Origin of the sequence: Halorussus pelagicus, from assembly GCF_004087835.1 — an archaeon.
Lineage (GTDB): Archaea > Halobacteriota > Halobacteria > Halobacteriales > Haladaptataceae > Halorussus > Halorussus pelagicus.
In genome coordinates, this window is record NZ_CP035119.1 from 165,631 (window position 1) to 179,455 (window position 13,825).

Genomic DNA, 13,825 nt, shown 5'->3' on the forward strand with positions numbered 1-13,825 from the left:
TTAGTTCGACGACGCCGGTCGTAACCGACCGAGTGTCACCGAACTACCAGAGCTAACATCAGATTCCATCGTGTACGGCGGACCGCAGGGGTGGAATCCTCATCTTCTTCGGACCCGAACGTTGGTCTCGATGGATTATAAACCCATCGAGCCTCGTCGGCGACCCGAGAGTGCGAAACGGATTGAACGTTCCGCGAATCGCGTCGTGTCTTTCTCTGCTTTTGGTTCGAGGTGCCCGCATCGGATAAGGGCATCGAACCGTGATCGTCCTTCGGTGGGAAGACCCCCGAAGGCGCGTTCACATTCAATCCGAAGTGCCCTGTTTCACTTAAGGGCATCGGATTGGGCGTGTGGCGAACGTCCGAAACCGCAGGACGCCGCGTACATCACTACCGAGTACCCGGTTACGTTTAAGACCGTCGAATCGAACGGCCATTGCGGGGCGTTTCCATGGGTATAACGAACGTCTTCTGCTGGCGGGACTCGACAGGTATCGACGACCCGTAACAAATTGATAAACTCCATTCGCGCCCGTGCGTGAGGAAGGGAACCGCGGCGACGAAAAGTGAAGAGCCAACTGCTGGCTACTTACCAAGTGAGACCTTCGTAGGTCAGTCCGTCACGTCGCTCCACGACGTGACGGCCGTCCACGACGACGGGGCGAGCCATCTCGTCGAACTCCGAGTCAAGCACTGCGAACTCGTCCCAGTCGGTGACGACGAGCGCGCCGTGTGCGTCTCGGAGTGCATCCTCGGCATCGTTCGCGTATGTTATCTCCGGGAACCGTTCGCGCATGTTGTCGATGGCGACCGGGTCGTACGCGACGACTTCGGTCCCGAGCGCGTCGAGTCGTTCGATGACCGGAATCGCCCGCGAGTTCCGGATGTCGCCGGTGCCGGGTTTGAACGACAAGCCGAGGACGGCGATGGGTCGTCCCTCAACGTCAACGTGGTCGGTGAGCAGTTCGACCATCCGGTCGGGTTGGCCGTCGTTGACCGAGACGACCGCTTCGAGCAGTTCGGGTTCGTACCCCGACGCGCGCGCAGTGTCGATAAGCGCGGCGGTGTCTTTCGGGAAGCACGACCCACCCCAACCGATGCCCGACCGGAGGAAACGTTCGCCGATACGGTCGTCTACCCCGATAGCGTCGGCCACTTCGTAGGCGTCGATGCCGAACTCCTTGCAGACGTTCCCGAGTTCGTTTATCAGGCTAATCTTCGACGCGAGGAAGACGTTGTTGGCGTACTTCACCATCGTTGCCGTTTCGGGGTCCGTCTCGACGACCTGCGCGTCACTCTCCTCGGTTAGCGGTGCGTACACCGTTCGCAACCGCTCGGTGGCCCAGTCGGAGTCGGTCCCGAAGACTATCTTTTGGGGGTCGAGGAAGTCCTCGACCGCCGAACCTTCGCGCTGGAATTCGGGATTGGCGGCCACTTCGACGCGATCGCTCGCGTCGCCTGCACCGTCGAGGACGGCCTCGCGTAACTCTCGGACGTTCGGCGGCGTAACAGTGCTTTTGACGACGACGAGGTGTCGGTCCTCGGTGTCCTGCAACGCCTCGCCCGCCATTCGGGCCGCGCTCAGGAGCGGCCCGGTGTCGATACTCCCGTCCGGCCGGGAAGGCGTCTGCACCGCGAGAAAGGTGACGGCCGCGTCCGCGAGGTCGTCGTAGGAAGTGGTCGCAGTGAGGTTTCCACCGACGTGTTCCGCAAGCAAATCGTCGAGTCCGGGTTCGTGTATCGGCGACTCGCCAGCGTTGATGGCGGCGACGACTTCCTCGTCGATGTCGATGGTCGTCACCTCGTGCCCGAGGTCCGCGAGGCACGCCCCGACCGTCGTTCCGACGTAGCCGCTGCCGATGATGTTTATTTGCACGTTTGACAGCACCTCGGCGTGTCACATGAGCATTACGGGTACGTGACGGACGGGCTGAGGGTGAATCGACCGGGGCAGACTCGCTCCGAATCAGTAGTCGCCGAGGACGCCGAGTCGTCGTGCGCGCCGAGTGGCGAGTTCGAAGACGGCGTACCCGAGCGCCACGTAGCCGACCGCCGTGCCCGTCAGAACGGCGAGGTCGGCCAGCGGGAACTCCCAGAGGCGGGTCCCATCGACCATCGCGCGCTGAAGCATGGAACTGCCGAGTGCGAGGGGAAGAAACTTCGTCCAGCCGATTCCGAACGCCGGGGCCGAGATGAGAACGATAAAACCGAACTGGAGGAGGTTGAGCCAACTGCCGATTCGCTTGTAGAGGACCGTGACGCCCCCGGCCGCGAACCCGAGTCCAAGCACCGAGGCGACGCTGAGGACTGCGACCGGAACGATGGTCAGCACGTCGAGCGCGAGCGTCGTCCTGGTCACGAGCAACATCGCGGCGAGGATGACCGTCGAGGTGACGAACGTCCGAACAAGCTTTGCGACCCCCTTGAGGAAGGCGACCGGCGCGAACCCGAACGGCGTCATGACGTGGCGTTCGAGCGTGCCCCACTGGACCTCGCTCCCGATGTCGTTGGAGATGGCCGAGTAGGCACCCACCGACAGCGTCCACAGGAAGTAGCCGACGATGATGCCCTCGATGGAGTCGGTCAGCGCCTGCCCGGCGAGCATTCGCCCGCCGTAGAACAGCAGGCCGAAAAAGAACAGCGAGACGACGATGCCGCCGATTGCGTTGGCGGGATAGCGCACGAAGACCAGATACTCCCGATAGAGAACCGCCTTGGCGAGTTGCAGGTAGCCCGCCCGGCGTGGCGCGTCCGGCTCGCGGGGAGACTCGGGAGCGTCGTGGTGCGAGTCCGTCATCGCGCGTCGCCACCCGTCAACTCCACGAACACGTCTTCGAGGTCCCAATCGACCGTCTCCACCGCGTCGAGAGTCACGCCGTGGCTCCGGAGGTACGCCGTCAGCGCGTAGAAGCCGTCGCTGTCGGTCGCCACCTCGACGCGAGTACGGTCGCCGATGCGTTCGAGGCCGGACACCTCGAACCGGTCGCGCAGGTCCGCCACCAGCGACTCGTCGAAGTCGGGACTGGTAATTCGGTAGCCGCGCGCGTCGAAACCGTGGAGCAGGCTACCGACCGTATCGTCGGCGATGACTCGCCCCTCGTTCATGATGACGACGCGGTCGCAGATGTCCTCGATTACGTCCATGTCGTGACTGCTCACGACGACGGTGAGGTTGCGCTCCGCGACGATGCGCCGGAGTTCCCGGCGGAGCGTCAGCGAACTCTCCACGTCGAGTCCGAGCGTCGGTTCGTCGAGGAACACCACGTCCGCCTCGCTGGCGAGGACACTGGCCAGCGAGACCTTCTGTTTCATCCCCCGCGAGAGGCTTCGAACGGGCTTGTCGGCCGCGTCCGCGAGGTCGAGTTTGTCGAGCAGTCGGTCGTGGCGGTCGGCTATCGAGTCGGGATCGATGCCCCCGATGGTGGCAAAGTACCGCAGGTTCTCCCGGACGGTCAACCGCCAGTAGTCGTTGCGGGCACCCTCCAACATCGCGTCGATGTGGGCGTAGGCCTGCCGGGGGTTCGCGTACACGTCGGTACCGTGAATCCGGACCGACCCCTCGTCGGGCAGGACCATCCCCAGAATTAGCTTGATCGTCGTCGTCTTCCCCGCGCCGTTGGGTCCGAGCAGGCCGACGACCGACCCTCGTTCGACCGTAAACGACACGTCATCGACCGCAGTAACCGCGTCCGCGCCGCTCCCGAACCGCTTTCGAAGCCCCTCGACGGCGATGGCGGGCGAGTCCTCGCCCGCGGGAGCGCGCGTTGTCTCCGCGGACGTTTCGTCCGCGGCGTCTTCGAGATGCTCCCGATTCTGCTGAATCGTCATTACTGGTAGTAGGGACCTGATGAGTAAAAGCGCACTCACCGCTACGAGTGCGTGAACTGTCGCCCGGAACACTAACCTCCAGCATCATCTCTGGCGGCGTGCCGAATCTGCTGGCAAACCCTCGTGCCGGGCGTGCTGTTCGGGGTGCAACCCGCTATGTCGCGTACCTGGGTTCTCCGCGCTGTCATCGCTCCCGATGTGGGACCGCTCGGGCGGGGACTTGAGGTACGCATGCGCCGGTAGACGCTCCGGGGATTAAGAGGTTCCGACGCCGCGCGCAGACGGCCAGTCCACCGACGCCGACCGCGCGCCGAGTGGGACGCGAACGACCGAAGGAGTCCGAATGAGACCCCCGAAAGCGGTCACTGAAACCCGACTTGCACCACCACCACCTAATTCTTTAGGTACCGTGCTTTTTGCCCCGGAGTTTGGAGTAGGGATTGCATGATGGATACGGATGCTCCGGACGTGACCGACGGACGCGCTGGGGGAAACCGTGGCATCTCTCCCGCCCTCGACGCCACGCTCGACCTCCTCTCGAATCAGCGGCGTCGTTACGTCCTCTACTGCCTCCGCAAACAGGGTGGTGCGATGTCGGTCGAAAAGCTGGCCGAACAGCTCACATCGTGGGAGGGTGACGACGCTGACGGCCAGCGCGTGCGCATGGACCTCTACCACAGTCAACTGCCGCGCTTGGACGAAGCGGGCGCGGTCGAGTTCGACGAAGACGAAGGGTACGTGACCCTCACAGAGACCAACGAGATTCCCCTCGCAGAGTATCTCGACCTCGCGGCCGCCGAGGAGAACGTCGCCTAACTCCCGACTGACGCTCTGCACCGGTCCCGACAGCGGTCTCCGGCCGCAAAGCTCTCCGAGCCGCTCGCTCATCGCCCGCCAAAGCCCTCGCGCGACGACGGCACGCCGTCGGGTCTCCGCTGGCGGCCGCCCGAACCGGTCTCCGCCGACGCTTTCGACCCTCCTCGGGCGCTGACTGGTTTCTATCGCGTTCGTCTTTTCGGCTGCTGTGTTCGTCCGTGTTCACTCGTCTGACCGAGCGTCCTCTACCCTTGAATCACCTCTGTGACACTCTCGGTAATCTCTTCGTCGGCCCGCCAGAGGTAGAGACTGGCGTAACTCCGGTACGGTGCCCATCGCTCGGCGGTCTCGACCATCTCGGCGCGAGTCATGTCGGCATTGAAGAGGCGGTTCATCGCTTTCCGGATGCCGAGGTCGCCGACCGGAAACACGTCGGGTCGCCCGAGCGAGAACATGAGCTGCATGTTCGCGGTCCACGCGCCGACGCCCTTGATCGACGTGAGTTCGGCGACCACCTCCTCGTCGGGCACGCCCGCGAAGGAGTCCTGCGAGTAGCCCGCGTCGAGAAACGCCTCGGCGACGTTCCGGACGTACGCTGTCTTCTGTCTGGAGAGACCGGCCTCGCGCAGGAGTTCGGGGTCGGCCGCGAGCATCGCTTCGGGAGTCGGTTCGACCCGGTCGAACAGTCGCTCGCGGGTCGCCGCGGCCGAGGCCATCGACACCTGTTGTCGGAGGATGGAGACGACGAACCGCTCGTAGAAGTTCTCGGCGGGTTCGACGGTCATCGGCCCGTACTCGGCGACTAGCGGTCCGAGGTAGTCGTCGCCGCGGAGTGCGGCGATGGCTTCATCGGTCATTCGACGCGGAGTACGGACCGGAGATAGATGAGCGTGTGGCCTCCGAGTCGGCGGGGATTAGCGGCGAGTCGCGCGCTCACTCCGCAACGACTGCGTCGAACGAGTCGGCGACTCGCGGGTCTGTCTGGCGAGCCGGTCGCTCATGACGGTGAGAGCGACGACGGCTCCGGGCAAAAATTTGGGGTCGAAGCGACTACTCCTCTTCTTCCTCAGTCTCTTCCTCGGAGTCCACGCGCTTCTGGACGTTGACCTGATAGTGCTTCAGGATGTCGCGCCCGAGCAGGACCGGGTACTCCATGTGCCCGCGGTCCTCGATGCTGGCCGTGACGGTGTGGCGGTTCCCGCCGACGCCGACCACCACGTCCACGACCGGCCGGGACCGACTCGACTTGCTGGACCCGGATTTGACCTTGGCGATGGACTTGATTGGTCCCGCGCCGATTTCGGCCGCGAGTTTGGTGTCGATGCTGGTCCGGGTCGCGCCCGTGTCGGACTTGGCGACGACCGTCTCCGAGCCACTAGTCCCGCTGAGGATGACCTCCTCGGTGTAGCCGATGACGATGGGGTCGCCTCCTCCGATTTCCTTCGGAATCGGCTTGCAGGCGGGCACCGAGTCGTCGAGCGTCGCGGTAAGGTTCTCGACTTTCTGCTCGTCCACCGTGCCGCCCGCGCGCTCGATGGCGAGTTGGGCGATGTACGGCGCGGCGCTCTTGCCGGTCGCTTTGAACAGTCCCTTGAAGCCCGCGGTCGGGTTGACTTCGAGGACGTACCAGCCGTCGTGGCCCTCGATGAGGTCCACACCCGCGCAGTCGAGACCGATGACATCCGCGGCCTCTCGGGCGATGGACGCCACTTCCTTCGGGAGGGTGTCGCTCGCGTCCTCCACTGCGCCGCCGAGCGCCACGTTCGTCCGCCAGTCGTTCTCGGGCGCGTAGCGGTTCATCGCGCCGACGATTCGGTCGCCGACCACGTAGACGCGCAGGTCGCGGTGCTTGCCCTCGTCGCGCTCGATGAGTTCCTGCAGGAAGGCCTGCCGGTCGCCGACTCGCGGGTTGACGAGTTCGTCCGGGCCGACCTTCCACGTTCCGCCGCCGTGAGTCCCGATAGCGGTCTTGTACACCGCTTCGTCGCCGAAGTCGGCGCGGCCGTCGTTGAGACGGTCGTTCGACAGCGCCAACAGCGCGTCGGGGACAGGAATATCGGCGTCGGCCAGCGTGGTCGCGGTCGAGAACTTGTGGATAGCGGTCATCACGGAACTCGGGTCGTTCAGAACCGGCCGGACCGAGTCGTAGATTTTGGCGAGACCGAGCGCCTCCGACGGTTGCTCGGTGTTCGAGAGCAACAGTCGGTTCGCCACCGCGTCCACTTCCGGTTCGAGTTCGACCGACCCGTCTTCGAGTCGCACCGCCGTGTTCTCCTCTCGGAGCCAGAGAGGTTCGTGACCGAGGTCGTCGATAGCGTTCAAAATCGCCTTTGTTTCCTTACTGTTGTGAAGACTAAGTACACCGACCCGCACGTCCGAACCGTCAGCAGTCATTGGTAGTTACGTATTGAACCCGGCTACTTAAAAAGCCGAACATCGATTTCTTCGAGATGACTGCCGCGCCTTTATATACGGCGGGGTCCGAATGGGGACATGACCGGTTCGGACACGGACCCGGAGGCGTTTACGTACAACGGCGGAATCGTCGAGCCGGGAGAGACCCAGAACGTTCGCTACGGCATCAGCGAGACGTATCTCGGCGACCCGGTTCGAATCCCCGTCACCATCGTCAACGGGGCCGAACCGGGACCGACGGTGTTTCTCACGGCGGCGGCCCACGGCGACGAACTCAACGGCATCGAGGTCGTCCGCGAGGTCGCCCACGGCTGGAACCACGACGACCTCCGTGGGACGCTGGTATGTATGCCTGTCCTGAACGTCCCCGGATTCCTCGCACAGGAGCGCTATCTCCCCATCTACGACCGGGACCTGAACCGCTCGTTCCCCGGTCGGCAGGGTTCGACCAGCGCCAAGCGGATGGCCTACCAGATTTTCCGAAACTTCATCGCGCCCTGCGACATCGGACTCGACTTTCACACGTCCACGCGCGGGCGCACGAACATGATACACGTTCGAGCGGACACGGGCGACCCCGAAGTCTCCAGACTCGCCAAGGCATTCGGCTCGAACGTCATCATCTCGTCGGAAGGACCCACGGGAACCCTCCGCCGGGAGGCGACCGACTACGGCATCCCGACCATCACCATCGAGATGGGCGAGGCCCACCGGTTCCAGCGAGAGTTCATCGACCGGGGACTGGAGGGCGTCGAGAGCGTCCTCGCCGAGTACGGCGTCCACCGCACCGACTCGGTGAAGTGGCCGGGGTGGCGGACCGTCATCGACGACGCCAAGGAGAAGACGTGGATTCGGGCCGACGCGGGCGGACTCGTGGACATGCACCACGACCGCGGGTCGCTGGTCTACGAGGGAGACACCATCTGCACCATCACGAATCCGTTCAAGACCGACCGTGAACCCGTCAAAGCGCCGTTCACGGGGCTTCTCGTCGGCGTGTTGGAGAATCCGGTCGTCTATCCGGGCAACCCGCTCTGTCACATGGTCGAACTCTCCGCGAAGACCCGAAAGGCGCTCAAGCGCGAGCGCGCCCGGAGCGAGTCCGTCGAGAAGACGCCGACGCCCGCGAGTCCGAGTCGGCGGTGAACGTGTTCGGTCTCCGGAAATCGGGCGCGGGAATTGCGGCGAGTTCAGCAGTAGGTAGAAACTTCTATTTGCCCACAGTCCAACCTCCCGAACGGACAAGTATGAGTCAATCGTATAATCGAGGCCTCGTCGAAGACTTCGGCCGGTGGCGGGAGTTCACGGCCGGGATGTGGGCCTGGATATTCCACAAGTTCACCGGGTGGGTACTCGTCGGCTACCTGTTCACGCACATCGCCGTGCTGAGTACCGCCATCTCCGGTGCCAACGCATACACTGACACGATTCAGGGGCTTGAGAGCCTGCTTCTGGTCCGCGTCATGGAGGTCGGCCTGCTGGCAGTGGCCGTCTTCCACATCCTGAACGGGGTTCGCCTGCTGTTCGTGGACCTCGGACTCGGACTCGAATCGCAGGACAAGAGCTTCTACGCATCGCTAATAGTTACGGGCGTCATCGTGCTAGCGAGCATCCCGACGTTCCTAGAGGGGGCGTTCTAAGATGGCCGAACGCTACTCCTCGTTCCGGAGCGGAAGCGCGTCGTGGCTCCTCCAGCGAGTCACAGCCGCGTTCCTCGTGGTCGTGTTGGCGTTCCACTTCTTCCTCCTGCACTTCGTCAACCACGCCTCCGAGGTGACGTTCGCCGGAACGACCGGCCGCATGGAGCAGTGGGGCTACTCCGTCACGATGGTCCTGTTCCTGTGGACCGCGACGTTCCACGGCGTCAACGGCGTCTACGCCGCACTGCTGAATCAGGGCCTGACGGGCACGAAGAAGACCGTTGTCAAGGGCGTCCTCGCCATCGCTGGCCTCGCGCTGGCGGCGCAGGGCACCTACCTCGCGCTCGTCTTGAACGGACTGGTGTAATCATGAGCACGCAAGTACCCGAAGAGAAAGAACAGACCGAGACCGAACAGGAAGTCAACGCCGAGAGCGTGTCCCACGGGGACCGTCGCCGTGCCGACCGCGACGCCAAGCGCGAGCAGTCGGTGTCTGGCGCGCCCGCCGAAATCGAGGGCGAGACCTTCGAGCTGAAGGTGTTCCGCTACGACCCCGAGGTCGAGGGGAAGATGGAACCGCGCTTCGACGATTTCGCCATCCCGAAGCAGAAGGGGATGACGGTCCTCGACGCGCTCATCTACGCCCGCGACCGCTACGACACCACGCTGACGTTCCGACACTCCTGTCGGCAGGCGGTCTGTGGCTCCGACGCGCTGTTCATCAACGGCCGTCAGCGACTCGGCTGTCAGACCCAGATTTCGGACCTCGATGCGCCGGTCCGGGTCGAGCCGCTTCCCCATCAGGACGTGGTGAAAGACCTCGTCGTGGACATGGAACACTTCTACGACCAGATGCACGCGGTCGAGCCGTTCTTCCAGCCCGACGAGGAGTCCGACGGCGACCTCGAAGAGTACCGCCAGACCCGCGAGAACCGCGAGAAGATCAAGATGTCCACGCGGTGTATCTGGTGCGGTGCCTGCATGTCGTCGTGTAACGTCGCGGCCGGAGACAACCAGTATCTCGGTCCGGCGGCAATCAACAAGGCCTACCGCTTCGCCATGGACGAGCGGGAGGGCGAGAATATGAAGGAACACCGGATGAACGTGCTGGACCAAGAACACGGCGTCTGGCGGTGCCAGACCCAGTTCTCCTGCACGAACGTCTGTCCGAAGGACATCCCGCTGACCGAACACATCCAAGAGATGAAACGAGAAGCGGTCAAGCAGAACCTCAAGTTCTGGTAACAACGAGACTAACGACTAACTATGCACGAACACGACGTTCTAGTAATCGGCGGCGGCGGTGCCGGGCTTCGCGCGGCCATCGCGGCTAACGAAGAGGGAGCCGACGTGGCAATCGTCACGAAGCTCCACCCTGTGCGAAGCCACACTGGCGCGGCCGAAGGCGGCATTAACGCGGCGCTCCGCGAGGGCGACGACTGGGAACTCCACGCCTACGACACGATGAAGGGGTCGGACTACCTCGGCGACGCCCCGGCAATCGAGACCCTCGCGCAGGACAGCCCCGAGGAGACCATCCAACTCGAAAACTGGGGGATGCCGTTCTCCCGCGAGGACGACGGCCGAGTCTCCCAGCGACCGTTCGGCGGACTCTCTTTCGCCCGGACGACCTACGCCGGGGCCGAGACCGGCCACCACATGCTCCACACGATGTACGAGCAGGTGGTCAAGCGAGGGATACAGGTGTACGACGAGTGGTACGTCTCGAACCTCGCGGTCACGGACCACGACGACCCCGCCGAGCGAGAGTGTCACGGTGTCGTCGCCTACGACATCAAGACCGGACAGGTCGAAGGCTTCAAGGCCCGAAACGGGGTCATCCTCGCCACGGGCGGCACCGGACAGGTGTACGACCACACGACCAACGCCGTCGCCAATACCGGCGACGGCGCGGCGATGGCCTACCGAGCGGGCGTCCCGCTCGAAGACATGGAGTTCGTCCAGTTCCACCCGACGACGCTTCCCTCGACGGGCGTCCTCATCTCCGAGGGGGTTCGCGGGGAGGGCGGCATCCTCTACAACTCGGAGGGCGAGCGGTTCATGTTCGAGTACGGCTACGCCAACAACGACGGCGAACTCGCCTCCCGCGACGTGGTATCGCGCGCCGAACTGACCGAGGTCAACTCCGGTCGCGGCGTCGAAGACGAGTACGTCTACCTCGACATGCGCCACCTCGGCGAGGAGCGCATCACCGACCGACTGGAGAACATCCTCCACCTCGCGCGGGACTTCGAGGGCGTGGACGGTCTCGAAGAGCCGATGCCGGTCAAGCCCGGCCAGCACTACGAGATGGGCGGCATCGAGACCGACGAGAACGGCGAGACGCTCATCGACGGTCTCTACGCCGCGGGCGAGTGTGCCTGCGTGTCGGTCCACGGGTCGAACCGCTTGGGCGGCAACGCCCTGCCGGAACTCATCGTCTTCGGCGCGCGCGCGGGTCGTCACGCCGCAGGCGCGGACCTGGGCGAGGCCGAGATTACGAAGGGCAAGACGAGCGAAATCGAAGAGGAAGACGGTCTCGAAACGCCGGTCGAACCCGGCGCGGTCGAGACGAGCGACGAGGACGCTGTCGCGGACGGTGGCGCGGCGGTCGCGGACCCCGACGAGACGGTCCGCAACACCATCGAGCGCGAGCGCACCCGCATCGAGGAACTGATGGAGAAAGACGACGGCATCCAGCACGCCGAACTCCGGGCCGACCTCCAGAAGTCGATGACCGAGAACGTCAACGTCTTCCGGAACGAGGAGGGTCTGAAACAGGCGCTCGAAGACATTCAGGAGGTCCGAGAGTCGTATCAGGACGCCTACGTCAACGACCCCTCGCGGACGTTCAACACCGACCTCATCCACACCATCGAGACGCGCAACCTCATCGACCTCGCGGAGGCCATCACCCTCGGCGCGCTGGCCCGCGACGAGTTCCGCGGTGCCCACTGGCGACAGGCCCATCAGGAGCGCAAGGACGACGAGTGGCTCAAGCACACGATGCTCTCGTGGAACGACGGCAGTCCGGAACTCTGGTACAAGCCGGTCATCCTCGACGGCGAGAACAAGACCTACGAGCCGAAAGAACGCTCGTACTGACGACCGGTTTCGTTTCGCACAGTCGCCGACCGATTTTTTCGCTCGTCGCGTACAGGGCGCGCCGATTCAGCCAGCGAGTCCGAGCGCCGCCAGTAGGTCGGTTCCCGCGTCGAAATGTTCGACCGTCTTGTAGCCGACGTAGATGCCGACGATGCCGACGACGCCGGGAAGTTCCGGCGGCGCGGGTAGCGGGACCCCAAGGAAGGTGAACAGCGCGCCCGTGACGAACCCCGTCAGGAGCGCGAGCAGCGTGAGTGTCACGTTCATGGATTCTCCGTTACGAGGGCAGTGAGAAGGGATTTCTGATTCCAGTCGGGGGGGCAGAACCGCGACGACGCTAACTGTCACAGAAAAGCGTCGGCCGCGGCGTCGCTCGGCGGCCGAATAGCGTCGCCTCGACTGCCGGGCGAGAAGAGGGCGTCGGCGCGTTAGCGCCACTGCGAGAGCGTGTTCGATTCCTCGAAGGGCATCGCCAGATACGCCTCGTCGTTCGACACGTCGGCGATGATGGTCGTGCGCTCGTCGTCCGTCTCGTCAACGGCGAACATCACTTCGCCGTCGTCGAGCGATTCGTCCAGTTCGGCGGTGGGGAGTGTCCAACTCAGGGTAGATCACCGTGGTTCGGGTTCGTACGTCAATCGTAGACGCGAGAGGGTCTTTAGTATACACCACCCTCCTATTCGTAAGGGAAGGTTACGGGCCGCGTATCGCCGTCAAACGCGAAATGAAACGACTTCCGAAGCACGTTGCAGGTGTTTCGGTCACGCGGGCCGACCGCGGGCAGGCGACCCCGCGAGGAAGGCCGTGTGCGAACGGATTTCAGGACCGCAAAACCGTCGTGCTCCGTTTCGAGTCGGCGGTAATCACTGCTTACCGTCGGACACTCGGGAGATAACAAAGTGCCAATCCGACCTTGGCGTGAGGTAATGAGCCGTCGAACCAGCTACGAGTACCGTCACACCGGCCCGGAGGCGGTGTCGAACGAACGATGAGTCACGAAACGCCCGCCGACGCGTGGGTCGAGCGCCTCGTGCGCCCCGCGCTCGCGGCCGACCTCCTCGCGGTCGTCGGCTACGTCGCTGTCGCGGTCGTCGCCCTCTCCCAGTCCGGCGTCTACGGGACGCCGCTAGCGGCCGCGCTCGGGCTTCCGCTCCTGTTTTTCGCGCCGGGCTACGCACTCGTCTCGGCGCTGTTCCCCGGCGCGACGCCCGACGACGCCCGGAGTGACGCGACGCCCGACGACGCGGGCCAGCACGGTCTCTCGGGCACCGAGCGCGCCGCGCTCGGGTTCGGCGTCAGCCTCGCACTGCTCCCGCTGGTTGGGGTCGCGGTCTCGCTCTCGCCGTGGCAACTCGCGCCCGCGACCGTCCTGCTCGCGGTGGCGCTCGTGACCGTCGCGTTCGCGGTCGTCGCCGCGGGTCGGCGAGTTCGCCGACCCGCGGACCGCCGGTTCTCGCTCCCTCTCGGGGTGTGGCTCGACGACGCGCGCCGGGCGTTCTCGACCGGCCCGCTCTCCGAGCGCGCGCTGAACGTCGGTCTCGTCGTCGGCGTCGCGCTGGCGGTCAGTGCAATGGGCTACGCCATCGCGGCGCCCGGTCCCGGCCAGAGCTACACCGAGGTCGCCCTGCTCTCGCAGAACGAGACCGGCGAACTCGTCGCCGAGGACTACCCGGAGACGATAGAGCAGGGCCAGAGCCGACCGCTAGTCGTGGAGTTGACCAACCGCGAGGGCGAGCGGACCGACTACTCGGTGGTGGTCGAACTCCAGCGCGTCCGAAAGGGCGACGGCGGGCGCGCGAAGGTGGTCGAACAGCGCCAGCTGACCACTTTCTCCCCGACCGTGGCGGCGGGCGAGACGTGGCGGACAACCCACGAGGTCGCGCCGACGATGACCGGCGAGGACCTGCGACTAATCTATCTCGTCTACGAGGGCGACCCGCCGCGGGACCCGACCGCGGAGAACGCCTATCGGCGCGCCCACATCTGGACAAACGTGACCGAATGACGGGAGAGAGAAGCCAT

General features: G+C 64.6%; 14 protein-coding genes. 7 read left to right on the forward strand and 7 right to left on the reverse strand.

From position 1 onward, the window contains the following. Positions 1-588: 588 nt before the first annotated feature. The 3 genes from aglM to EP007_RS00865 form a co-directional block, all read right to left on the reverse strand. A complete protein-coding gene (gene aglM, locus EP007_RS00855; RefSeq protein WP_128475848.1) occupies positions 589-1,875 on the reverse strand; it encodes a UDP-glucose 6-dehydrogenase AglM in 1,287 nt (428 codons plus the stop codon). Positions 1,876-1,965: 90 nt separating this feature from the next. Continuing rightward, a complete protein-coding gene (locus EP007_RS00860) occupies positions 1,966-2,796 on the reverse strand; it encodes an ABC transporter permease (protein WP_128475849.1) in 831 nt (276 codons plus the stop codon). Continuing rightward, the gene (locus tag EP007_RS00865; RefSeq protein WP_128475850.1) at positions 2,793-3,827 is read right to left on the reverse strand and encodes an ABC transporter ATP-binding protein; all 1,035 of its coding nucleotides are present in this window, start codon (positions 3,825-3,827) and stop codon (positions 2,793-2,795) included. The genes EP007_RS00860 and EP007_RS00865 overlap by 4 nt, the downstream gene beginning before the upstream one ends. 444 nt (positions 3,828-4,271) lie before the next feature. Between EP007_RS00865 and EP007_RS00870 the strand changes: the two genes are divergently transcribed. Continuing rightward, complete coding sequence (locus tag EP007_RS00870) at positions 4,272-4,643, forward strand: DUF7344 domain-containing protein (protein WP_128475851.1); 372 nt, start codon at positions 4,272-4,274, stop codon at positions 4,641-4,643. Positions 4,644-4,888: 245 nt separating this feature from the next. Here the strand turns inward: EP007_RS00870 and EP007_RS00875 are convergent, their stop codons facing one another. After that, the gene (locus tag EP007_RS00875) at positions 4,889-5,500 is read right to left on the reverse strand and encodes a DNA-3-methyladenine glycosylase family protein (protein WP_128475852.1); all 612 of its coding nucleotides are present in this window, start codon (positions 5,498-5,500) and stop codon (positions 4,889-4,891) included. 193 nt (positions 5,501-5,693) lie between these two features. After that, complete coding sequence (locus EP007_RS00880; protein ID WP_128475853.1) at positions 5,694-7,037, reverse strand: ATP-grasp domain-containing protein; 1,344 nt, start codon at positions 7,035-7,037, stop codon at positions 5,694-5,696. 99 nt (positions 7,038-7,136) lie between these two features. On the opposite strand from EP007_RS00880, the gene EP007_RS00885 reads away from it, so the two are divergent. The 5 genes from EP007_RS00885 to EP007_RS00905 all read left to right on the forward strand — a co-directional run bounded on the left by EP007_RS00885 (position 7,137) and on the right by EP007_RS00905 (position 11,803). After that, complete coding sequence (locus tag EP007_RS00885) at positions 7,137-8,204, forward strand: succinylglutamate desuccinylase/aspartoacylase family protein (RefSeq protein WP_128475854.1); 1,068 nt, start codon at positions 7,137-7,139, stop codon at positions 8,202-8,204. 101 nt (positions 8,205-8,305) lie between these two features. Beyond that, positions 8,306-8,698 carry a succinate dehydrogenase, cytochrome b556 subunit gene (gene sdhC, locus EP007_RS00890; protein ID WP_128475855.1) on the forward strand — a complete coding sequence of 131 codons (393 nt, stop codon included), beginning with the start codon at positions 8,306-8,308 and terminating at the stop codon, positions 8,696-8,698. Between the two features lies 1 nt (position 8,699). Next, positions 8,700-9,065: a succinate dehydrogenase gene (locus EP007_RS00895; RefSeq protein ID WP_128475856.1), complete on the forward strand. Its 366-nt coding sequence runs from the start codon at positions 8,700-8,702 to the stop codon at positions 9,063-9,065. A 2-nt stretch (positions 9,066-9,067) separates the two neighbouring features. Then, positions 9,068-9,943: a succinate dehydrogenase/fumarate reductase iron-sulfur subunit gene (locus EP007_RS00900; protein ID WP_128475857.1), complete on the forward strand. Its 876-nt coding sequence runs from the start codon at positions 9,068-9,070 to the stop codon at positions 9,941-9,943. A 21-nt stretch (positions 9,944-9,964) separates the two neighbouring features. Next, a complete protein-coding gene (locus tag EP007_RS00905; RefSeq protein ID WP_128475858.1) occupies positions 9,965-11,803 on the forward strand; it encodes an FAD-binding protein in 1,839 nt (612 codons plus the stop codon). 66 nt (positions 11,804-11,869) lie between these two features. On the opposite strand, the gene EP007_RS00910 is transcribed toward EP007_RS00905, so the two are convergent. Both EP007_RS00910 and EP007_RS18345 read right to left on the reverse strand, forming a co-directional pair. Further along, positions 11,870-12,070, reverse strand: a complete 201-nt coding sequence (locus EP007_RS00910) for a XapX domain-containing protein (protein WP_128475859.1) — start codon at positions 12,068-12,070, stop codon at positions 11,870-11,872. A gap of 161 nt (positions 12,071-12,231) precedes the next feature. Continuing rightward, complete coding sequence (locus tag EP007_RS18345) at positions 12,232-12,351, reverse strand: DUF7556 family protein (protein WP_449405015.1); 120 nt, start codon at positions 12,349-12,351, stop codon at positions 12,232-12,234. Positions 12,352-12,791: 440 nt separating this feature from the next. Between EP007_RS18345 and EP007_RS00915 the strand changes: the two genes are divergently transcribed. Further along, positions 12,792-13,808 (forward strand): DUF1616 domain-containing protein, encoded by a 1,017-nt coding sequence (locus tag EP007_RS00915; RefSeq protein WP_128475860.1) that lies wholly within the window; start codon positions 12,792-12,794, stop codon positions 13,806-13,808. Positions 13,809-13,825 lie beyond the last annotated feature (17 nt).

Bases quoted from the DNA above. Each gene is read 5' to 3' on its own strand.
- EP007_RS00860 (WP_128475849.1), bottom strand. From the start codon at position 2,796: ATGACGGACTCGCACCACGACGCTCCCGAGTCTCCCCGCGAGCCGGAC.
- EP007_RS00865 (WP_128475850.1), bottom strand. From the start codon at position 3,827: ATGACGATTCAGCAGAATCGGGAGCATCTCGAAGACGCCGCGGACGAA.
- EP007_RS00870 (WP_128475851.1), top strand. From the start codon at position 4,272: ATGATGGATACGGATGCTCCGGACGTGACCGACGGACGCGCTGGGGGA.
- EP007_RS00875 (WP_128475852.1), bottom strand. From the start codon at position 5,500: ATGACCGATGAAGCCATCGCCGCACTCCGCGGCGACGACTACCTCGGA.
- EP007_RS00880 (WP_128475853.1), bottom strand. From the start codon at position 7,037: ATGACTGCTGACGGTTCGGACGTGCGGGTCGGTGTACTTAGTCTTCAC.
- EP007_RS00885 (WP_128475854.1), top strand. From the start codon at position 7,137: ATGACCGGTTCGGACACGGACCCGGAGGCGTTTACGTACAACGGCGGA.
- sdhC (WP_128475855.1), top strand. From the start codon at position 8,306: ATGAGTCAATCGTATAATCGAGGCCTCGTCGAAGACTTCGGCCGGTGG.
- EP007_RS00895 (WP_128475856.1), top strand. From the start codon at position 8,700: ATGGCCGAACGCTACTCCTCGTTCCGGAGCGGAAGCGCGTCGTGGCTC.
- EP007_RS00900 (WP_128475857.1), top strand. From the start codon at position 9,068: ATGAGCACGCAAGTACCCGAAGAGAAAGAACAGACCGAGACCGAACAG.
- EP007_RS00905 (WP_128475858.1), top strand. From the start codon at position 9,965: ATGCACGAACACGACGTTCTAGTAATCGGCGGCGGCGGTGCCGGGCTT.
- EP007_RS00910 (WP_128475859.1), bottom strand. From the start codon at position 12,070: ATGAACGTGACACTCACGCTGCTCGCGCTCCTGACGGGGTTCGTCACG.
- EP007_RS18345 (WP_449405015.1), bottom strand. From the start codon at position 12,351: ATGTTCGCCGTTGACGAGACGGACGACGAGCGCACGACCATCATCGCC.
- EP007_RS00915 (WP_128475860.1), top strand. From the start codon at position 12,792: ATGAGTCACGAAACGCCCGCCGACGCGTGGGTCGAGCGCCTCGTGCGC.